An 18,284-nucleotide genomic window follows, 5' to 3' on the forward strand; every position below is an offset into this window, starting at 1 on the left:
CGTCAAGAGGTGGAGAGTCAGGCCGCCGGGGCCACGACCGGTTCGGTCCTGCGCCGTTCCTGGCGCAGCGCCGGGAGGTAGCAGAGTGCGCCGAGGATGCTGAACGCGCCGGCGACGAGGATGCCCGTGGCGGTGCTCGTGGCTTCGGCGAGCGGTCCGAGCACGAGGAGGCCGAGGCTGTAGCAGCCGCCGGCCACCATCGAGTTGATCGAGAGCACCGTCGTGCGGTTGGCGGCCTCGGCCTGCCGGTGCAGCAGGGTCGAGTGCACCGGACCGGCCGTGCCGTGGAGGGTGTAGACGACGAAGAAGGCGGTGACGAGCCCGACCGGCCCGGTCATCAGGGCCATGACGACCACGAAGAGCCCCTGGAGGACCCGCGAGGCGATGGCCGTCCACGTGACGCCCACCCGGCGCGCCGCCAGCCCCGCGGCGGCCGACCCCGCGGCGAACAACCCCCACGCGGCGGCCGACACCGGGCCCATGAGCGCGCCCGCCTGAGCCTCGCCACCGACGAGCTCGGAGAGCCGGACGGGCATGAAGGTCTCGAAGGCGATCATCCCGACGCTCCAGAACACCTCGACGAGGACGAGGGCCCGCAGCACGCGGTTGCTGCCGAGGAGCCGGAAGCCCCCGGTGACCACGCGCGGGGCCTCCCGGGCCGAGGCGAGGGCGCGGTGCAGGCCGCGGGAGTCGAGGTGCGTCACCGGTTCGCGCAGGAGCAGCGCGGTGGCGACGAGGTTGACGACGACGAAGACGATCGAGAGCCAGTAGGCGTTCTCGAGCGCCGTGAGCGAGCGCACGGGGTGCCAGGCGATGATCCCGCCCGACAGCACCGCGCCCGACGCGATGGCGGTCCCCAGCACCGTGCCGGCGCGGGCCAGCCCCTGCTCGACCTCGACGTCCGGGTCGTCGGCCTGCGCGGTGTCGACGTACCAGGCCTCCAGCGGCCCGGAGTCCAGCGCCCGGAAGACGCCCTGGAGGAGGAGGGCGACGCAGAAGGCGAGGAAGGTCTGCGCGAACACGTACACGAGGGCCGACACCAGGGACACGACGGTGGATGCGACGAGCAGCGGCCGGCGCCCCAGCGCGTCCGCGAAGCCACCCGTCGGGAGCTCGAGGGCGAGCACGACGAAGCCCTGCATCGAGAGGATGACGCCGAGCTGGGCGAGCGACATGCCGCGCTCGAGGGCGAGCAGGGTCGTGACGCCGATGACCAGCCCGACCGGGAACCACCGCGTGAAGGTGAGCAGCAGGAGGACGCGCCGGGCCTGCGGCGCGGTCAGCGGAGCGGCGCTCACCGCCGGTCACCGCCCCGGGGCGCCCGGTCGAGGTCGACCGGGTACATCACGGCGTAGACGGACACGCGGCGGGCGGCGGGGTTGCCCTGGCCGACCCGGCGGTAGCGCGCGACGACGGCGTCGACCTCGGCGCGCATCGCGACGGCCTGCTCGGGGGTGGCGAGGACCCAGGAGTCGTCCATGCCCATCGCGTCCCGCCATTCCGGGGGCCAGGCGTGCTCGACGTCGAGCCACCGCTCGTAGCGCTCGGCGAGGTGGCGCGAGTAGTCGCGCTGGAGCCACCCCAGCGCCGTCTCGGCGTCGTCGTCGCCGACGAAGTCGCTCGGCTCCCACTGGTGGCTCTCGGTGGCCGCCCGCCAGAGCCGGCGCTTGCCGGCGCCCTCGCCGGTGTCGGTGACCAGCCCGACCGCCTCGAGGCGGCGCAGGTGGTAGGACGTCGCCCCCGAGTTGGTGCCGAGGGCGCCCGCGAGGTCGGTGGCCGTCGCCGGGCCGCCGACCCGCAGCGAGGACAGCAGGCGGCTGCGCAGGGGGTGGGCGAGGGTCTTCAGGGCCTGGGCGTCGAGCCGCAGGCCGGTCAGCGAGCCGTCGTCGGGGGAGCCCGGGACCGGGGTCGAGTCCGTCATGGTGTGCACAGTACCTTTGCACAGTCTGTTTGCACAAGAGGCGTGCACGATGCTGACGCGCGGCATCCGTGCAGGTCAGGACCCCATCACGCGGCCCCGGTGGCGATTTGGGGGGCCGCTGCCACCCCCGTAGACTGGGTGGCTGTTGTGCCGTGTGCCCTCGCGAGGGCTCCACTCCCTCCCGGGAGCACTCGGCATCACGCCCCCGTCCACGAACCATGAGGAAGCCCCCATGCGTACCTACACCCCGAAGGCGGCCGAGGTGACCCGTGCCTGGCACGTCATCGACGCCACCGACGTCGTCCTCGGCCGGCTCGCCAGCCAGACCGCCGTCCTCCTGCGCGGCAAGCACAAGCCGACCTTCGCCCCGCACGTCGACACCGGTGACTTCGTCATCATCGTCAACGCCGACAAGGTCGTCCTGACCGGCTCCAAGGCCGAGAAGAAGATGGCCTACCGCCACTCGGGCTTCCCGGGCGGCCTGCGCTCCACGTCCTACACCGAGCTCCTCGCCAAGAACCCCGAGAAGGCCATCGAGAAGGCCATCCGCGGGATGCTCCCCAAGACCTCCCTCGGTCGCCAGCAGCTGACCAAGCTCAAGGTCTACCGCGGCGCCGAGCACCCCCACACGGCCCAGCAGCCCAAGCCCTTCGAGATCACCCAGGTGGCCCAGTGATGTCCGAGAACGCCCAGATCGACGAGACCGCCGGGACGGACGCGAACGACCTCGCCGTCACCGAGTACACCTCCGAGTCCGACGGCACCGTCGTCGACGGCGAGGTCCGCCGCCCGAGCGCCTCGGCGCCCGGCGCCGCCACCGGCCGCCGCAAGCAGGCCATCGCCCGCGTCCGCATCGTGCCGGGCACCGGCGAGTGGAAGGTCAACGGCCGCACCCTCGAGGAGTACTTCCCGAACAAGGTGCACCAGCAGATCGTCGCCGAGCCGCTCAAGGTCCTCGAGCTCGACGGCGCCTACGACGTGCTCGTCCGCGTGCACGGCGGTGGCCCCTCCGGCCAGGCCGGCGCGGTCCGCCTCGGCGTGGCCCGCTCGCTCAACGGGGTCGACGAGGAGCTGAACCGTCCGGCGCTCAAGAAGGCCGGGCTGCTCACCCGCGACGCCCGCGTCCCCGAGCGCAAGAAGGCCGGTCTCAAGAAGGCCCGCAAGGCCCCGCAGTACAGCAAGCGCTGATCCGCGACGCCGCACCCGCGGCGACCCGCACCCCGGAGGCGGCACCACGTCGGTGCCGCCTCCGGCGTGTGCGGAGTAGGTTCGTCCCCGATCGCGACGCGAAAGGCTGACCCATGTCCCGACTCTTCGGCACCGACGGCGTGCGGGGGCTCGCCAACGGCCCCGTCATCACGGCGGAGCTGGCGCTCGACCTGAGCATCGCCGCCGCCCACGTCCTCGGCGAGCCCGACCACGCGGCCGGCCGCCGGCCCCGCGCCGTCGTGGGCCGCGACCCGCGCGCCAGCGGCGAGTTCCTCTCCGCCGCCGTGTGCGCCGGGCTGGCCTCGGCGGGCATCGACGTGCACAACGTCGGCGTGCTCCCGACCCCGGCCGTCGCCTACCTCACCGCCGACATGGGCGCCACCTTCGGCGTGATGCTCTCCGCCTCGCACAACGCGATGCCCGACAACGGCATCAAGTTCTTCGCCGAGGGCGGCCACAAGCTGCCCGACCGGGTCGAGGACGAGATCGCCGCCCGGATGGGGCAGGACTGGGAGCGCCCGGTGGGCGCCGAGGTCGGCCGCATCCACGAGAACCGCGCCGGCCAGGCCCGGTACGTCGCCCACCTGCTGCGCACCCTCCCGAACCGCCTCGACGGGTTGACCGTCGTCATCGACGGCGCGCACGGTGCCGCCAGCGCCGTCTCGCCCGAGGTCTTCCGCCTCGCGGGCGCCGACGTCGTCGAGATCGGCACCGACCCCGACGGCCTGAACATCAACGACGGCTACGGCTCGACGCACCTCGACCGCCTCAAGGCCGCCGTCATCGAGCGGCACGCCGACCTCGGCATCGCCCACGACGGCGACGCCGACCGCTGCCTCGCGGTCGACCACACGGGCACCGAGGTCGACGGCGACCAGATCATGGGCATCCTCGCGGTGGCCCTCAAGGACCGCGGCGAGCTCGCGCACGACACCCTCGTCGCGACCGTCATGAGCAACCTCGGTCTGCTGCAGGCGATGGAGCGCAACGGGATCTCGGTCGTGCAGACCGGCGTCGGCGACCGCTACGTCCTCGAGGAGATGCGCCGCTCCGGCCACGCCCTCGGCGGCGAGCAGTCCGGCCACGTCATCATGCTCGACCACGGCACGACCGGCGACGGCGTGCTCACCGGCCTGATGCTCGCCGCCCGCGTGGCCGAGACCGGCCGCCCGCTCGCCGACCTCGCGACCGTCATGACCCGCCTGCCGCAGGTGCTCGTCAACGTCAAGGGCGTCGACACCAGCCGGGTCGAGGCCGACTCCGGTGTGCAGGAGGCGGTCCGCGAGGCGTCGAACGTCCTCGACGGCTCGGGACGCGTTCTGCTGCGCAAGTCGGGCACCGAGCCGGTCGTGCGCGTGATGGTCGAGGCCGGCACGCACGACGAGGCCCAGGACACCGCCACCCGCCTCGCGGCGGTCGTCAAGGAGCGGCTCTCGCTCTGAGCGGGGAATGGCCGCGGGGTGCGGTGGGTTGGCCTGAAGGACCACCTGTCGACGTCGAAGGAGAGCCTCCGTGCCCCACGAGTCCGTGACCAAGAAGTTCTACAGCATCTCCGCCACCTCCACCGGTGGGCGGGACGGCCACACGAAGAGCGCCGACGGCACCGTCGACGTGCGCCTCGGCAAGCCGAGCACCTCGAACCCCGTCGCGAACCCGGAGACGCTCTTCGCGGCCGGCTACGCCGCCTGCTACAACGGCGCGCTCGCCCACGTCGCGCAGCGTGACGGCGTCGACGTCACCGGCGCGGAGACGACCGCCGACGTCACGCTCGGTGAGACGGCCACGGGCGTCGGCCTCGCGGTCGAGATCGTCACGACCATCCCCGGTGTCGACGCCGAGACCGCGCAGGCCCTCGCCGACAAGGCGCACGAGTTCTGCCCCTACAGCAAGGCCACCCGGGGCAACATCGACGTCACCGTCGTGGGGAAGCCTGCCTGACCCGCTTCCCCCGCAGCGTCTTCCGGCCTCCTCCCGTCACGACGGGAGGAGGCCGGTGACGTGTCGGGCGATCTCCAGCGCGGCGGTCGCGGCCGGGGAGGGGGCGTTGAGGACGTGGACGCACCGACCCGAGCGCTCGACGAGGAAGTCGTCCACCAGGGTGCCGTCGGGGCGGACGGCCTGGGCGCGCACGCCGGCGGGGGCGGGCAGCAGGTCCTCGTCGCGCAGCGCGGGGACGAGCCGGCGCAGGCTGTCACCGAACCGCCGGGTCGAGAGCGAACGGGCGACCTCGGCCGCTCCGGTGCGCACCTGGCGTCGGGCCAGCCGCCAGAAGCCGGGATGGGTGAGCGTGTCGGCGAGATCGCGGGCGTCGACGTCGCGCCAGCGGTAGCCCTCGCGGACCAGGGCGAGGACGGCGTTCGGGCCGGCGTGCACGTGCCCGTCGACGCCGCGGGTCAGGTGGACGCCGAGGAAGGGCAGCTCCGGGTCGGGCACCGGATACACGAGGCCCCGCACGAGGTGCTCCGCGGCCGCGGTGAGTGACCGGTACTCGCCGCGGAACGGCACGATGCGCACGGACGGCCGGTGGCCGAGCCGCCGCGCGACGAGGTCGGTCCGCAGACCGGCGCAGTTGACCACGACGTCGGCGGTCACCGGACCGTCGGTGGTCTCGACGGTGGTGGCGTCGGCGTGGTGGCGGGCGCCGGTGACGGCGGTGCCGAGCCGCAGGTCGGCGCCGGCCGCCTCGAGCCGGCGGACGAGCGCCGCGCACACGCCGGGGTAGTCGACGACGCCGGTCTCGGCGACGTGCAGCGCGGCGAGGGCGGCCACGTGGGGCTCGTGCTCGCGGGCCTCGTCGCCGTCGAGGCGGCGGACGTCGAGCCCGTTGGCGAGGCCGCGCTCGTGGAGGACGGCGAGGCGTGGGAGCTCGTCGGCGGAGGTGGCCACGACGAGCTTTCCCGTGCGCGCGTGGGGGACTCCCTCCGCCGCGGCGAAGCGCAGCAGCTCCTCGGCACCGGCGCGACACCAGCGGGCCTTGGCGCTGCCGGGCGCGTAGTACAGGCCGGAGTGCACGACACCGCTGTTGCGGCCGGTCTGGTGCGTCGCCCAGCCGGTCTCCTTCTCCAGCACCGTGACCCGCGACGACGGGTCGTCACGCACCAGCCGCTCGGCGACGGCCAGCCCGATGATGCCGCCGCCGACGACGACGACCCGACGGGTCACCTCCGCGTCACCGGTCCCGGTGCTCGCCGATGATGCGCGCGTACTCGCGGCCGGAGTCCTTGATGGTGCGCACCTGCGTGTCGTAGTCGACGTGGACGATGCCGAAGCGCTTGTCGTAGCCGTAGGCCCACTCGAAGTTGTCGAGCAGGCTCCACGCGAAGTAGCCCCGGACGTCGGTGCCGGCGGCGACCGAGTCGGCGAGCGCTGCGAGGTGTCCCTGCAGGTAGGCGACCCGCTCGGGGTCGTGCACGGCGCCGTCGGAGACGGTGTCGTCCCAGGCCGAGCCGTTCTCGGTGATGTAGACGGGCAGCCCGCACTCGCGCGCCGAGCGCTCGACGATCTGCCGGTGCGACTCCGGCGACTGCTCCCAGCCCATGGCGGTGACCGGGGGGCGGGGCGGGATCTCGTCGACCCGCTCGCAGCCGGGGAGCAGGTGCGTGTTTCCGGTGGGCTCGGCGCCCTCGGGGGTGGCCCGCACGCGGCTCGGGAAGTAGTTGTTGACACCGAGGTTGTCCAGCGGCGCCGAGATGGTCTCGAGGTCGCCGTCGTGGACGAACGAGCCGTCGGTGAGGTGCGCGACGTCGTCGAGCATCCCCTCGGGGTAGGCGCCGTGGAAGAGGGGGCCGAAGAAGACGCCGTTGAGGGCGTTGTCGGCACGGCGCACGGCGTCGAGGTCGGCGTCGGTGGCGTCCTCGGGCCCGTGGACCTGGGTGGGGTTGAGGGTGATCGAGACCTCGGCGTCGGCGCAGTGCTCGCGGATCACCGGCACGGCGGTGCCGTGGGCGAGCATCAGGTGGTGGGCGGTGAGCAGGCCCTCCATCGGGTCCTGGTGGCCCGGGGCGTGGGCGCCGATGGCGTGGCTGAGCATCGAGGAGCACCACGGCTCGTTGAGCGTGGTCCAGTTCCGGACGCGGTCGCCGAGGGCGCCGACGACGTGGGCCGTGTAGTCCGCGAACCAGCCTGCGGCGTCGCGCGAGCGCCAGCCGCCGCGGTCCTCGAGGGCCTGGGGCAGGTCCCAGTGGTAGAGCGTGACGACCGGGCGGATGCCGGCGCCGAGCAGCTCGTCGACGAGCCGGTCGTAGAAGGCGAGGCCGAGGGGGTTGGCGGGGCCGACGCCGTCGGGCTGGATGCGCGGCCACGCGACGGAGAAGCGGTAGGCCTCCAGCCCGAGGTCCTTCATGAGGGCGACGTCCTCGGGGACCCGGTGGTAGTGGTCGCAGGCCACCTCGCCGGTGTCGCCGTTCGCGACCTTGCCGGGGGCGGCGGAGAAGGTGTCCCAGATGGACTGGCCGCGCCCGTCCTCCTTGGTCGCGCCCTCGATCTGGTAGCTCGCCGTGGCCGCTCCCCAGAGGAAGTCGGCCGGGAAGGTGGGGGTGCTCGTCATGACGGCAACCTACCGGGCGGGGCGCACCTCGTCGCCGACGCGGACCTCGCCGGCCACCTCGGGCACGAGCTGGACGGCGAACCACGTGGCGCCCTCCCAGCGGCGGTGCCGGGCCAGGGTGCGGATGGGCTCGTGGCCGCGGGCGAGCGTGTCGGGGTCGAGGGTGGTCATGACGCAGCGGTCGACCGGCTTGACGACGCGGAAGGTGACCGCACCCACCGTGACCGAGGTCCAGCCGTCCTCCTCGAACGGCTCGAGGTCGCCGTCGACGACGAGGTTCGGGCGGAAGCGCGTCATCGCGAGGTCGGTCGGCTCCTCGCCGCGCTCGAGCGCCGTCTCGGCGACCCAGTCCTGCAGCCGCCGCAGGGAGCGCGTCGTCGCGAGGGTGACGGGGTAGCCGTCGGCGAACGCGGTGGCCTCGCCGGGACGGTTGAGGGCCGGGTTGAGCGGACGGGGCTCGGCGACGTGCACGAGGCGGAGGTCGTCGCGGCCGAGGGCGGCGCGCAGCCACGCCGCGGCTTCCGGCCCGGCGTCGCGACCGGTGAGGCCCCGGCCGTGGACCGTGACGGGGATCGGGTCGCCGTGGGGTTCGTCGGCGAGGAGGTCGTCGTGGCCGGATGCCTTGAGCCGCAACGTGTTCCGGAGGCCGGTGTCGGTGTCCGGGGTGTCGGCGACGAGGGCGAGCATCGCGTGCTCCTCGCGCGCGGTGAGGCACTCGCCGGACGCGTCGACGACCATCCACCGTCGGTCTCCGCGCAGCCCCCACGGCTCGACGGTGGCGGCCCGGACGTGCCGGACCGCGGTGCTCTTGACGGGGTGGAGCGCCAGGCCCTCGAGGGTGGCGCTCACGCCAGCTGGTCGAGGCGGCCGGTGTCGACGTCGTACATGAAGCCGCCGACGAGCGCGCGCTCACCGATGAGCGGGTGCGAGCGCAGGACGTGGACGTCGTGCTCGAGCGCGGCCCTCTGGTCGGTGACGACGTTGAAGTCGTGCCACGAGGCGTCGACGCCGGCGGACTCGCCGACGCGGCGCTGGAGCTCCTCCTCGGAGTTCGACGCGACCGCGCAGCGGGTGTGCGGGACGACGAGGACACGGTCGACGTTGAGCAGGTGCACCGCGAGGACGAGGGCCTCGAGCGCCTGCGGGGTGACGCGTCCGCCCGGGTTGCGGAAGATCTTCGCGTCGCCGGGGTGCAGGCCGAGCATCGCCAGCGGGGCGATGCGGCTGTCCATGCAGGTGACGATGGCGATGCCCGCGTGCGCGACGCCGTCGAACCCGGCGAGGTCGAAGGTCTGCGCGAACTCCTCGTTGGCGGCGAGCAGGTCGGTGAAGTCGGTCGGGGTGTCGCTCACAGCAGTCCGGTCCTCTTCTCGATGGTGAACGCGACCGGCTTGGTCACGGCGGCGAAGAAGTCCTCGCCCTTGTCGTCGACGACGACGAACGCCGGGAAGTCCTCGACCTCGATCTTCCAGACCGCTTCCATGCCGAGCTCGGGGTACTCGAGCACCTCGACGCTGCGGATGCAGTCCTGGGCGAGCCGCGCGGCGGGGCCGCCGATCGAGCCGAGGTAGAAGCCGCCGTGCGCCTTGCAGGCGTCGGTGACCTGCTGGCTGCGGTTGCCCTTGGCGAGCATCACGAGCGAGCCGCCGGCGGCCTGGAACTGGTCGACGTAGGAGTCCATCCGGCCGGCGGTGGTGGGCCCGAACGAGCCGGACGGCATGCCCTCGGGCGTCTTGGCCGGGCCGGCGTAGTACACCGGGTGGTCCTTGAGGTACTGCGGCATCTCCTCGCCGGCGTCGAGCCGCTCCTTGATCTTGGCGTGGGCGATGTCGCGGGCGACGACGAGCGGGCCGGTGAGGCTGAGCCGGGTCTTGACGGGGTGCTTCGTCAGCTCGGCGAGGATCTCGTCCATCGGCCGGTTGAGGTCGATGGGCACGACCGCGCCGGCACCGGTGCCGCTGACGCCCTCGGCCTCCTCGAGGCCGTCGTGGGTCTGCTCGGGGAGGAAGCGGGCGGGGTCGGTCTCGAGCTGCTCGATGAACACGCCCTCGGGCGTGATCTTCCCGAGCACCTGCCGGTCGGCGGAGCAGGAGACGGCGATGGCGACGGGGAGGCTGGCGCCGTGGCGGGGGAGGCGGACGACGCGCACGTCGTGGCAGAAGTACTTGCCGCCGAACTGCGCCCCGATGCCGAACTGGCGCGTCAGCTCGAGGACGCGCTCCTCGAGCTCGGTGTCGCGGAACCCGTGGCCGGTGGCAGGGTCACCCTGCTTGGGCAGGTGGTCGAGGTACTTCGCGCTGGCGTACTTGGCTGTCTTGAGGGCGAACTCGGCACTGGTCCCTCCGATGACGATGGCCAGGTGGTAGGGCGGGCAGGCCGCCGTGCCGAGGCCGCGCAGCTTCTCGTCGAGGAAGCGCATCATCGCGTCGGGGTTGAGGATCGCCTTGGTCTCCTGGAACAGGAACGACTTGTTGGCGCTGCCGCCGCCCTTGGCCATGAAGAGGAACTTGTAGGTGCTCTCGTGGCCGGGCGCGGTGTCGGCGTAGAGCTCGACCTGGGCCGGGAGGTTGGAGCCGGTGTTCTTCTCCTCCCACGTGGTGACCGGGGCCATCTGGCTGTAGCGGAGGTTGAGGCGCGTGTAGGCGTCGTAGACACCGCGGCTCAGGGCCTCCTCGTCGGTGCCCTCGGTGAGCACGTGCTGGCCGCGCTTGCCCATGACGATGGCCGTGCCGGTGTCCTGGCACATCGGGAGGATGCCGCCCGCGGCGATGTTGGCGTTCTTCAGCAGGTCGAGCGCGACGAACTGGTCGTTGTTGCTGGCCTCGGGGTCGGCGAGGATGTTCGCCAGCTGCTGGAGGTGCGCCGGCCGGAGGTAGTGGGCGATGTCGTGCATCGCGGTCTCGGACAGCAGGCGCAGCGCCTCGGGCGCGACCTGGAGGAAGCTGCGGCCGCCCGGGCCGTCGACGACCTCGACGCCCTCGGTGGTGAGCAACCGGTACGGGGTCTCGTCGGCGCCGACGGGCAGGAGGTTCTCGTAGGCGAAGTCGGTCATCGGATCTCCTCTCGGGTGGGCGCGTAGGCGCCGGCGTGGCGGACGGTGACGCCGCTCGTGGCCAGGGCGCGGTCGACCGCGGGCTGCACGTCGGCGAGGGTGGCGGCGGCGAGGCGGGCGCGGGCGTCGGTGCTGCCGAGCAGCCCGTCGTCGAGCAGGCCGGAGACGAGGCCGGCCATGAACGAGTCGCCGGCGCCGACGGTGTCGACGACGTCCTTGATGCGGGCGGCCTCGCGGCCCTCCTCGCCGGACGCGGCGCGCCAGACGACGCCGTCGCCGCCGAGCGTCACGACGGTGAACGAGGCGCCGAGGGCGGCCCAGTGGGCCATCACGGTCGAGGGGGAGTCGCCGGGGTAGAGCCACTCGATGTCGTCCTCGGAGCACTTGACCACGTCGGCGAGGGCGACGAGCTCCTCGACGCGGGGGCGGACGTCCTCGACGTCGCCCATGATCGTCGGCCGCACGTTGGGGTCGTACGAGACGGTGCCCTGCTCGCGGGCGCGCAGGACGGCGGCGGTGACCTCGGCCTCGCCGGGGCGCAGGGTGGTGGCGATCGAGCCGGTGTGCAGGTGGGCGGTGCCGTCGGGGAGCTGCACCGGCGGGAGGTCCCAGTGCAGGTCGAAGACGTACGAGGCGGCACCGCCGTCGTCGATGGTGGCCAGGGCGGTCGAGGTGGGGTGGTCCGCGCTGCGGCTGCCGGGGAGGAGCCGGACGCCACCGGACTCGACGTGCTCGGCGCAGCGGTGGCCCCGGGTGTCCTGGCCGACGAGGCAGGCGAAGTGGGTGTCGTGGCCGAGGCGGGCCAGCCCGAGGGCGACGTTGGCCGGCGAGCCGCCGACGTGCTCGGCGGTGCTCCCGTCGGGGTAGCTGACGATGTCGACGAGCAGCTCGCCGACGACGACGACCGGCGGCGCGGTGGCGCTCACGGCATCCCAACCTCTCTGCAGGCGACGTGCCGGGCACGGCCGGGGGGACGGTCGTGGGCGGCTTGTCGAACCCTATCGCCGGGTCCGATTGGGAGTCTCCGCGGTCCGTCGGGGACGATGGGGGCGTGAGCACGCCCGCCGCGCCGAAGAGCCGCTACTCGATGGGGTCGACCAAGAACCTCGTCCTGTCGCTGCTCGCCGTCCTCGGCATGGTCCTCGTGCTCGTCCTCCTCGTGCCGCGCGTCGACCGCGTCGGCGGCCCGCCGGTCGACGTCCACACGCAGGCGCTCGAGGTCAAGGAGCGCTCCGGCTGGCCGATCGTCGAGCCGGCGGGGCTGCCCGAGGGATGGAGCCCGACGTCGGTCCGCTACGTCGGCGTCACCGGGGGCTTCCTCACCTGGCACGTGGGCTACCAGACGCCGTCCGGCACGTTCGTCGCCGTCGAGCAGACGAAGGACCCGAACCGGGAGTGGATCTCGGCGCAGACCAACCGTGCACCGCGCGAGGGAACCGTCGAGGTCGCGGGCCGCACGTGGGAGAAGTTCGTCCGCGACAACAAGGTCCAGAACAGCCTGCTGTCGGTGCCGGCGCAGGGCTCCGGTGAGCTCGCGACGCTGGTCACCGGCACGGCGTCGTTCGAGGACATGGCCACCTACATCGAGTCGCTCCGACCGGTGCAGTGAGCCGCGTCCGGGTGCTCGGCGCCGACCGCGCCGCCGCCCTGTCCGCCCTGCCGCTGACCTACGACGGCCCGGGCCGCCTCGCGGGGACGAGCCGGCCGGGCTTCCACACCTTCAGCCGCTCCCTCGTCCTCGACGGCGTGTCGATGGAGGCCGCCGCCGAGGCGCTGCTCGGCTGGCGCGCGCACACCGGGGCCGGGCTGGCGGTACGCGCATCGGCGCCACGGGTGGACGAGGGTGTCGTCGCCGAGCTGGGACTCGGCCTCACGGCTGGTCGGGTCGCTCCGGTCGCGCCGGTGCGGGTCGTCGACGTGGTCGACGAACCCGGCCGTCGTGGTTTCGCGTACGGCACGCTGCCCGGGCACCCCGAGGACGGCGAGGAGAGCTTCGTGCTCGAGGCCCTGCCGGACGGCCGGGTGCGCTTCACGGTCGCGGCGACCTCCCGTCCGGCCTCCTGGCCGGCTCGGGTGGGTGGGCCGGTCGCGCGAGCGGCCCAGCACTGGATGGCCGGCCGCTACCTGCGCGCCTGCCGCGACGCGGCGCGCTGAACGCTGGCGGTACCGGCGCCGGGGGAGGAGCATCGGGGCATGTCCCGGGGGAGCCGTTGGCGCGAGGTGGAGGGGCTGCTCGACGGGCTCGACGGGGTGCGGCTGAAGGAGGACCCGCGGGGCCGGCGCTGGTGCGTGGGGCAGCGGCTCGTGGCCCGGCAGGTCGACGACTCCACCCTGCTGGTGCGGTGCGCGTTCGGCCCCCGCGAGGAGCTGCTGGCCGCGCACCCGGAGACCTTCTCCGTGCGCCCCGAGCTCGAGGCCCACGAGAAGGTCCTCGCCGACGTCTCGGCGGGAGACCTCGGGGCGCTCGGTGCGGCACTGCGGGCGGCCTGGGAGATGCAGCGCCGCTGACGTCCGTGGCGCGGAGCCGCCGGCCCGGTCGCCGCAGTGCGGGGATGGCGCAAGCCGCCCGGCGCAGTCGTCTCGCCTGACCGAGCGTCAGGCGTCGACCCGGTGCTGGGGTTCCGTGGTGCGGGTCCGGCCGTTCGGGCCGTGCCAGGTGATGGTGCCGTCGGGTGACAGGACGGGTCGCCAGCGGCCGAGCTGCTTGAAGCGGTGATGTCTACGGCACAGGTCCTCCAGGCCGGTCGGTGCGGTCTCTCCGTCGGGCCAGGCTCGGACGTGGTCCAGGTCGCAGCGCTCGGCGGGGCAGGTGCAGCCCCACATCCGGCAGGTCCCGTCGCGGGTCTTGACGAACTCGGTGATGGCCTTGGTCGGCTTGTACGCGCTGGTGGTCAGCGAGGCGAGGGTGCCGGTCTCGGCCTCGAGCACGGCGCGGGCGACCTCCATCGGCAGGAGCTTGAGGAGGTTGGCCAGGGTGGCGGGGTCGACCCAGCCCACGTTCGGCAGGTGCGTCCCGGACACGGCGAAGCCGGGGCTCACCTCGGCCATCACGTCGGCGCGGTCGCTGAACGACTCGGGCGACATCGTCACCCACGAGAGCTCCTCGCGTGTGGCGGGGTCGAGGTCTCCGTAGCGTGTCTCGGCGCCGGTGGTGTGGTCGATGATCGTGTCGTCGTCGTCCCAGTCGACCCGGAACCGCTCACCCGTGACCGTCTCCGGAGCCGGACGGTCGGTGACGACGGGCACCCCGAGGGTGACCTGCGCGGTGACGGTGACGTTGCGCAGGACGAGGTCGGTCAGGGCGTCGGCGCGGGACTCCGGCACGGACAGTGACTCGTCGACCTGGCGGTACTCCCCGGCCAGCTGCTCCACCGCCGACCACATCGCCGCCGAGGTCGCGGTCGGGAGCGAGGCGAACCACTCCGACAGGCCGTCCGCACCGGCGCACACCTCCACCCGCCGGCCCGTCTTCGTCAGCGCCACGTGCACCGCGACCTGGTCCGCCGCCACCCGCGTCGCCACCCGGCGCGCCTCGGACATCACCCGGGCCGGGTCCAGGCCGGGCAGCCGCGGCGCGAGCTCGGCATCCACCCGACCGCACGCCTCCACGTCCAGACCGGCGCAGGCGTCGATGACCTTGTGCGCGCTGATCGCCGTGACCGACCCGGCCACGAAGAGGTCGCGGGTCGACGGGAAACGCTCCCCGAGCGCAGCACCCAGGGCCACCTTCCGCGCCGCCACGCCTTCGGTCAGGCCGGCCTCCAGGCAGAACATCACCCCCGACATCTGGTCCACGAACCCCACCGGGTGCACCCGCTCCGCCGGGCCATCACCCGACAACCGCGTCTCGAACCGCGCACCCCACGCCGCCGACACCGCCACCAGGGCATCAGCACTGTTGGCCAGCCCCTGCGCCTCCCCGGCCAGCGCGAACGCGTCCTCCGACGACAGCCCCCGACCGGACTCGACCAGCTCACGACCCAGCCGCGCGCACTCATCGCGCAGTGCCGCGATGCGGCTCGAGATCGTCCCCCTGTCCATGCCTCATCCTACCGAACATCCGTATGGTTGACAATGGTCACCGCAGGTCAATCTCGTTGAGGCACAACACATCTGACCCAGATGCTGGGTCAAGCGTGCAGGTGCTCCGGGGGCTGGGCCACGCGGACTGGCGGAGGTCCTCGGGGGCCCGACCGATGAGTTCCGGAGCCCGCTCCGGTCCATGCTGGTACCCGTCACCGGACCGACCCAGGAGCACCGATGTCCCGTCTCGTCACCGCCCACCTCTTCACCTCCGTCAACGGGGTCTGCGAGTCCCCGAACGAGTTCCAGTTCGGCGCGTTCGGGCCCGAGGAGGGCGAGATGATGGGGCGCGTCATCGGCCCGGTCACCGACATGGTGCTCGGCGCCACGCTCTTCCGGGAGTGGTCCGAGTTCTGGCCCACCATGCCGGCCGACGACCCGTTCGCACGGTTCGTCAACGGAGTGCGCAAGCACGTCGTCTCCAGCACGCTCACCGGCGACCTCGGCTGGAACGCCACGCGCATCAAGGGGGGCCCCGTCGAGTACGTCCGCGCGCTCAAGGAGGGGGAGGGCGGCGACATCTCGGTGGGCGGTGGCGTCGAGACCGTGCGCACGCTCTTCCTCGGCGGCGTCGTCGACCGGCTGCGCCTCACGATGCACCCCGCGGTGGGCAGCGGGCGGCGGCTGTTCGACGAGTCGGTGCCGGTGACCCGTCTCGAGCTCCTCGAGGCGGTGCCCACCTCGGCGGGCAACGTGCTGCTCACCTACGCGCTGCGGCCCACCGACTGACCGGCCGGGCGGCGACCGGGCCGGAGCGCGTCACTCGTCGCCGGCGGTGATGCGCTCCTCGGCCTGGTCGAGCCACTGGCGGCAGTGCGCCGCGAGCGCCTCGCCGCGCTCCCACAGCGTCATGCTCTCCTCGATGCCGACCTGGCCGCTCTCGAGCCGGGCGACGAGGTCGACGAGCTCGTCACGGGCCTGCTCGTACCCGAGGGAGGCGACGTCGGCGTTGGCGTCCTCGGCGGGCGCGGGCGCGCTGCTGTCCTTCGGCATGCGGCGAGCCTAACGGCCGGCACCGACTAGGTGCTCGAGCCGACGACGCGGGTGCCGAAGTCACCACGGGCCACGCGCACGCGCAGCAGCTCGTCGGCCTCGACCTCCTCGGGCGAGGTCACCACCGCTCCGCCGACCCGCTGGACCACGGCGTACCCGCGGTCGAGGGTGGACTGCGGCGAGAGGGTGCGGGCCTGGACGCCCAGGTGGTCGACGCGGTCGCGCTGGCGGTGCAGGCCGGCCTCGACCCGGTGGTGCGCGCGGGCCACGAGCGCGTCGACCACCTCGCGCTGGCCGCGGACGAAGGCGCCCTTGTCGGCGAGCACGGGACGACTTCCGAGCTCGGTGAGCCGGCGCCGCTCGTGGTGCAGCCGCCCCCCGAGCGCCCGGTGCCCGCGCGCCCGGGCGGCGTCCAGCCCGCGCCGCTCGGCGTCGGCATCGGGCACGATCGCCTTCGCCGCATCGGTCGGGGTGGAGGCGCGGTGGTCGGCGACGAGGTCGAGGAGCGGGGTGTCGACGTCGTGCCCGATGGCGCTGACCACGGGTGTGACCGCGGCGGCGACCGCACGCAGCAGCGTCTCGTTGGAGAACGGCAGCAGGTCCTCGACCCCGCCACCACCCCGGGCGATGACGACGACGTCGACCTCGGGGTGGGCGTCGAGCTCGGCGAGGGCGGCGGTGACCTCGGTGACCGCCGCCGTCCCCTGCACCGCGACCTGACGGATCTCGAAGACCGCGCTCGGCCAGCGCCGGCGGGCGTTCTCGACGACGTCCTTCTCGGCCGCGCTGGCCCGGCCGCAGACCAGCCCGATGCGGCGGGGCAGGAACGGCAGCGGCTTCTTGCGGTCGCGGTCGAAGAGGCCCTCCTGGGCCAGGTGCCGCTTGAGGTACTCGAGCCGGGCCAGCAGCTCGCCGACCCCGACCGGCCGGATCTGGCGGGCGTCCAGGACGAGCGAGCCGCGCTGGGTCCAGAACGACGGCTTGGCCTGGAGGACGACCCGCGCGCCCTCGGTGAGCGGCCCGGGCATCGCGTCGAGGGCGTTGACGTGGACCGAGCAGGACAGGCTCATGTCGACGTCGGGGTCGCGCAGGGTGAGGTAGGCGGTGCGGGCGCCGGGACGCCGCGTCAGCTGGACGACCTGACCCTCGACCCACAGGACCGACATCTTCTCGACGTACTCGCCGATCTTCATCGAGAGCAGGCGCACCGGCCACGGGTGCTCGGCGGAGGTGTCGGCGGCCTTCTCCGGGAGCGGGGGTCGCGCCGGGGTGCTCATGGCACCGCACTCTAGGCGCGGGCGCCGTCAGCCGAGGCCGGTGCGCCGCCGCGCGGCCCGGATCATCGCGCGGCGCAGGTCACGGGGCGGGACGGGCGGGGCGAGGGCCGGTGCCCCCGGCGTCGCGCGGCAGCCCTCGAGGAAGAGATCGACGTGACGCCGCCACGCTTCGGGGGCGTCGTCGCGGGTGGCCTCGAGGATGCCGGCGACGGCGAAGGTGAGGACCGGGAGGTCCTCGGGGCTGAGGTCGGGACGCACGACACCGGCCTCCTGGCCGCGGCGGACCACCTCGACGGCCGTCGTGTAGCCCTTCTGGCGGGTCCCCTCGTGGTCACGCCCGGGGAGGCCGGCCGACTGGAGGAGGTGGGTGAACCCGCGGTCGCGCGCCTCCAGCTCGCTCATCCCGGTGACCATCGAGACGAAGGCGTGCCACGGGTCCGGGTCGGCGAGGGTGGCGTCGAGGAGGACGTCGAAGGCCTCGAGGGCCTCACCGAAGGCCTCGGAGACGAGCGCGTCGCGGTCGGGGAAGCGGCGGTAGAGCGTCGCGATGCCCACGCCCGCCTCGTCGGCGACGGCGGTGAGGGGGGCGCCGACCCCGTCGCGGCCGAAGACGCGGCGCGCGGCGGTGAGGAGGCGCTCGCGGTTCGAGGCGGCGTCGGCCCGCAGGCCGCTCGCGCCGCATCCTCCGGTCCGGTCCGTCACCCGTCGAGCATAAGTGGAATAGATCCTCCGGTTGCTCGCGTTGCGCCCGACAGCAAGCGGAGGAGGGCCTCCGCTTCCACGAGAGGAAGCCACACATGAACATCGCCGTCTGGGTCGTCCAGGTCCTGCTCGCCGTCGCGTACCTCGCGGCCGGTGTCCTCAAGACCACGCAGTCCCGCGAGGCCCTCAAGGCCAAGGGCCTGGCCTGGGTCGAGGACTTCTCGGACGGGACCGTCAAGCTCATCGGGGCCGTCGAGGCGCTCGGGGCGATCGGGCTGGTCCTGCCCGCCGCGACCGGCATCCTCCCGTGGCTGACCCCTCTCGCGGCCGTCGGGCTGGCCGTCGTCCAGCTGCTCGCCATCCCGGTGCACCTGCGCAGGGGCGAGAAGCAGGCGCTGCCCGTCAACGTCGTCCTGCTGCTCCTCGCCGTGTTCGTCGCCTGGCAGCGGTTCGGGCCCAACGCGTTCTGAGCCGTCCCGGCGATTCGGGCCTGCGCGGGGG

General features: G+C 73.4%; 21 protein-coding genes. 9 read left to right on the plus strand and 12 right to left on the minus strand.

Annotated features, from left to right (window positions below; translation table 11 throughout):
- Window positions 1–17 precede the first annotated feature (17 nt).
- On the minus strand, window positions 18–1,298 hold the full coding sequence (locus ACQZ2A_RS13010) for an MFS transporter (protein WP_430211671.1): 1,281 nt from the start codon (window positions 1,296–1,298) through the stop codon (window positions 18–20).
- Entirely contained in the window at window positions 1,295–1,921 is a 627-nt protein-coding gene (locus tag ACQZ2A_RS13015) for an ArsR/SmtB family transcription factor (protein WP_430211673.1), read from the minus strand. The genes ACQZ2A_RS13010 and ACQZ2A_RS13015 overlap by 4 nt, the downstream gene beginning before the upstream one ends.
- A gap of 232 nt (window positions 1,922–2,153) precedes the next feature.
- Between ACQZ2A_RS13015 and rplM the strand changes: the two genes are divergently transcribed.
- From rplM to ACQZ2A_RS13035, 4 genes are all read left to right on the plus strand, one after another.
- The gene (gene rplM, locus ACQZ2A_RS13020; protein ID WP_430211676.1) at window positions 2,154–2,597 is read left to right on the plus strand and encodes a 50S ribosomal protein L13; all 444 of its coding nucleotides are present in this window, start codon (window positions 2,154–2,156) and stop codon (window positions 2,595–2,597) included.
- Window positions 2,597–3,109 (plus strand): 30S ribosomal protein S9, encoded by a 513-nt coding sequence (gene rpsI, locus ACQZ2A_RS13025; RefSeq protein WP_430211678.1) that lies wholly within the window; start codon window positions 2,597–2,599, stop codon window positions 3,107–3,109. The genes rplM and rpsI overlap by 1 nt, the downstream gene beginning before the upstream one ends.
- Before the next feature lie 113 nt (window positions 3,110–3,222).
- Window positions 3,223–4,572, plus strand: coding sequence for a phosphoglucosamine mutase (gene glmM, locus ACQZ2A_RS13030; RefSeq protein ID WP_430211680.1), 1,350 nt, complete (start codon window positions 3,223–3,225; stop codon window positions 4,570–4,572).
- A gap of 70 nt (window positions 4,573–4,642) precedes the next feature.
- Window positions 4,643–5,068, plus strand: a complete 426-nt coding sequence (locus ACQZ2A_RS13035) for an Ohr family peroxiredoxin (protein WP_430211682.1) — start codon at window positions 4,643–4,645, stop codon at window positions 5,066–5,068.
- 36 nt (window positions 5,069–5,104) lie between these two features.
- Here the strand turns inward: ACQZ2A_RS13035 and lhgO are convergent, their stop codons facing one another.
- From lhgO to ACQZ2A_RS13065, 6 genes are read right to left on the minus strand one after another with little or no spacing between them, the layout of a single operon-like run.
- A complete protein-coding gene (gene lhgO / locus ACQZ2A_RS13040) occupies window positions 5,105–6,292 on the minus strand; it encodes an L-2-hydroxyglutarate oxidase (protein ID WP_430211685.1) in 1,188 nt (395 codons plus the stop codon).
- Window positions 6,293–6,299: 7 nt separating this feature from the next.
- Window positions 6,300–7,676: a GH1 family beta-glucosidase gene (locus tag ACQZ2A_RS13045; RefSeq protein WP_430211688.1), complete on the minus strand. Its 1,377-nt coding sequence runs from the start codon at window positions 7,674–7,676 to the stop codon at window positions 6,300–6,302.
- A 9-nt stretch (window positions 7,677–7,685) separates the two neighbouring features.
- Window positions 7,686–8,525, minus strand: coding sequence for an MOSC domain-containing protein (locus ACQZ2A_RS13050; protein WP_430211689.1), 840 nt, complete (start codon window positions 8,523–8,525; stop codon window positions 7,686–7,688).
- Window positions 8,522–9,028 carry a beta-class carbonic anhydrase gene (locus ACQZ2A_RS13055; protein WP_430211691.1) on the minus strand — a complete coding sequence of 169 codons (507 nt, stop codon included), beginning with the start codon at window positions 9,026–9,028 and terminating at the stop codon, window positions 8,522–8,524. Before ACQZ2A_RS13055 ends, ACQZ2A_RS13050 begins: the two co-directional genes overlap by 4 nt.
- Entirely contained in the window at window positions 9,025–10,728 is a 1,704-nt protein-coding gene (locus tag ACQZ2A_RS13060; RefSeq protein WP_430211694.1) for a fumarate hydratase, read from the minus strand. Before ACQZ2A_RS13060 ends, ACQZ2A_RS13055 begins: the two co-directional genes overlap by 4 nt.
- Window positions 10,725–11,654 carry a carbohydrate kinase family protein gene (locus ACQZ2A_RS13065; protein ID WP_430211697.1) on the minus strand — a complete coding sequence of 310 codons (930 nt, stop codon included), beginning with the start codon at window positions 11,652–11,654 and terminating at the stop codon, window positions 10,725–10,727. Before ACQZ2A_RS13065 ends, ACQZ2A_RS13060 begins: the two co-directional genes overlap by 4 nt.
- Window positions 11,655–11,779: 125 nt before the next feature.
- Between ACQZ2A_RS13065 and ACQZ2A_RS13070 the strand changes: the two genes are divergently transcribed.
- The 3 genes from ACQZ2A_RS13070 to ACQZ2A_RS13080 are packed head-to-tail and all read left to right on the plus strand — an operon-like array spanning window position 11,780 to window position 13,236.
- Complete coding sequence (locus tag ACQZ2A_RS13070) at window positions 11,780–12,337, plus strand: DUF4245 domain-containing protein (protein WP_430211699.1); 558 nt, start codon at window positions 11,780–11,782, stop codon at window positions 12,335–12,337.
- Complete coding sequence (locus ACQZ2A_RS13075) at window positions 12,334–12,882, plus strand: DUF1990 family protein (RefSeq protein ID WP_430211701.1); 549 nt, start codon at window positions 12,334–12,336, stop codon at window positions 12,880–12,882. The genes ACQZ2A_RS13070 and ACQZ2A_RS13075 overlap by 4 nt, the downstream gene beginning before the upstream one ends.
- A 39-nt stretch (window positions 12,883–12,921) precedes the next feature.
- Window positions 12,922–13,236, plus strand: a complete 315-nt coding sequence (locus ACQZ2A_RS13080) for a hypothetical protein (RefSeq protein ID WP_430211704.1) — start codon at window positions 12,922–12,924, stop codon at window positions 13,234–13,236.
- 87 nt (window positions 13,237–13,323) lie between these two features.
- Here the strand turns inward: ACQZ2A_RS13080 and ACQZ2A_RS13085 are convergent, their stop codons facing one another.
- Complete coding sequence (locus ACQZ2A_RS13085) at window positions 13,324–14,769, minus strand: DUF222 domain-containing protein (RefSeq protein WP_430211705.1); 1,446 nt, start codon at window positions 14,767–14,769, stop codon at window positions 13,324–13,326.
- 219 nt (window positions 14,770–14,988) lie between these two features.
- Between ACQZ2A_RS13085 and ACQZ2A_RS13090 the strand changes: the two genes are divergently transcribed.
- Window positions 14,989–15,540 (plus strand): dihydrofolate reductase family protein, encoded by a 552-nt coding sequence (locus ACQZ2A_RS13090; protein WP_430211707.1) that lies wholly within the window; start codon window positions 14,989–14,991, stop codon window positions 15,538–15,540.
- A gap of 30 nt (window positions 15,541–15,570) precedes the next feature.
- Here the strand turns inward: ACQZ2A_RS13090 and ACQZ2A_RS13095 are convergent, their stop codons facing one another.
- Genes ACQZ2A_RS13095 through ACQZ2A_RS13105 form a run of 3 tightly spaced genes read right to left on the minus strand, consistent with a single transcriptional unit; the run spans window position 15,571 to window position 17,783 of the window.
- Complete coding sequence (locus ACQZ2A_RS13095) at window positions 15,571–15,804, minus strand: exodeoxyribonuclease VII small subunit (RefSeq protein WP_430211710.1); 234 nt, start codon at window positions 15,802–15,804, stop codon at window positions 15,571–15,573.
- Window positions 15,805–15,830: 26 nt separating this feature from the next.
- The gene (xseA, locus tag ACQZ2A_RS13100; protein WP_430211712.1) at window positions 15,831–17,081 is read right to left on the minus strand and encodes an exodeoxyribonuclease VII large subunit; all 1,251 of its coding nucleotides are present in this window, start codon (window positions 17,079–17,081) and stop codon (window positions 15,831–15,833) included.
- A gap of 27 nt (window positions 17,082–17,108) precedes the next feature.
- Entirely contained in the window at window positions 17,109–17,783 is a 675-nt protein-coding gene (locus ACQZ2A_RS13105; RefSeq protein ID WP_430211715.1) for a TetR/AcrR family transcriptional regulator, read from the minus strand.
- 95 nt (window positions 17,784–17,878) lie between these two features.
- On the opposite strand from ACQZ2A_RS13105, the gene ACQZ2A_RS13110 reads away from it, so the two are divergent.
- A complete protein-coding gene (locus ACQZ2A_RS13110) occupies window positions 17,879–18,253 on the plus strand; it encodes a DoxX family protein (RefSeq protein WP_430211718.1) in 375 nt (124 codons plus the stop codon).
- The last annotated feature ends 31 nt before the right edge of the window (window positions 18,254–18,284 follow it).

The organism is Phycicoccus avicenniae (genome assembly GCF_050496545.1).
In the GTDB taxonomy this organism is placed as follows: Bacteria; Actinomycetota; Actinomycetes; order Actinomycetales; family Dermatophilaceae; genus Phycicoccus; species Phycicoccus avicenniae_A.

Excerpts from the sequence above, each read along its gene's own strand:
- glmM (WP_430211680.1), top strand. The coding sequence starts at position 3,223 with ATGTCCCGACTCTTCGGCACCGACGGCGTGCGGGGGCTCGCCAACGGC.
- ACQZ2A_RS13110 (WP_430211718.1), top strand. The coding sequence starts at position 17,879 with ATGAACATCGCCGTCTGGGTCGTCCAGGTCCTGCTCGCCGTCGCGTAC.
- rplM (WP_430211676.1), top strand. The coding sequence starts at position 2,154 with ATGCGTACCTACACCCCGAAGGCGGCCGAGGTGACCCGTGCCTGGCAC.
- rpsI (WP_430211678.1), top strand. The coding sequence starts at position 2,597 with ATGTCCGAGAACGCCCAGATCGACGAGACCGCCGGGACGGACGCGAAC.
- ACQZ2A_RS13090 (WP_430211707.1), top strand. The coding sequence starts at position 14,989 with ATGTCCCGTCTCGTCACCGCCCACCTCTTCACCTCCGTCAACGGGGTC.
- ACQZ2A_RS13015 (WP_430211673.1), bottom strand. The coding sequence starts at position 1,921 with ATGACGGACTCGACCCCGGTCCCGGGCTCCCCCGACGACGGCTCGCTG.
- ACQZ2A_RS13095 (WP_430211710.1), bottom strand. The coding sequence starts at position 15,804 with ATGCCGAAGGACAGCAGCGCGCCCGCGCCCGCCGAGGACGCCAACGCC.
- xseA (WP_430211712.1), bottom strand. The coding sequence starts at position 17,081 with ATGAGCACCCCGGCGCGACCCCCGCTCCCGGAGAAGGCCGCCGACACC.
- ACQZ2A_RS13080 (WP_430211704.1), top strand. The coding sequence starts at position 12,922 with ATGTCCCGGGGGAGCCGTTGGCGCGAGGTGGAGGGGCTGCTCGACGGG.
- ACQZ2A_RS13045 (WP_430211688.1), bottom strand. The coding sequence starts at position 7,676 with ATGACGAGCACCCCCACCTTCCCGGCCGACTTCCTCTGGGGAGCGGCC.
- ACQZ2A_RS13060 (WP_430211694.1), bottom strand. The coding sequence starts at position 10,728 with ATGACCGACTTCGCCTACGAGAACCTCCTGCCCGTCGGCGCCGACGAG.
- ACQZ2A_RS13085 (WP_430211705.1), bottom strand. The coding sequence starts at position 14,769 with ATGGACAGGGGGACGATCTCGAGCCGCATCGCGGCACTGCGCGATGAG.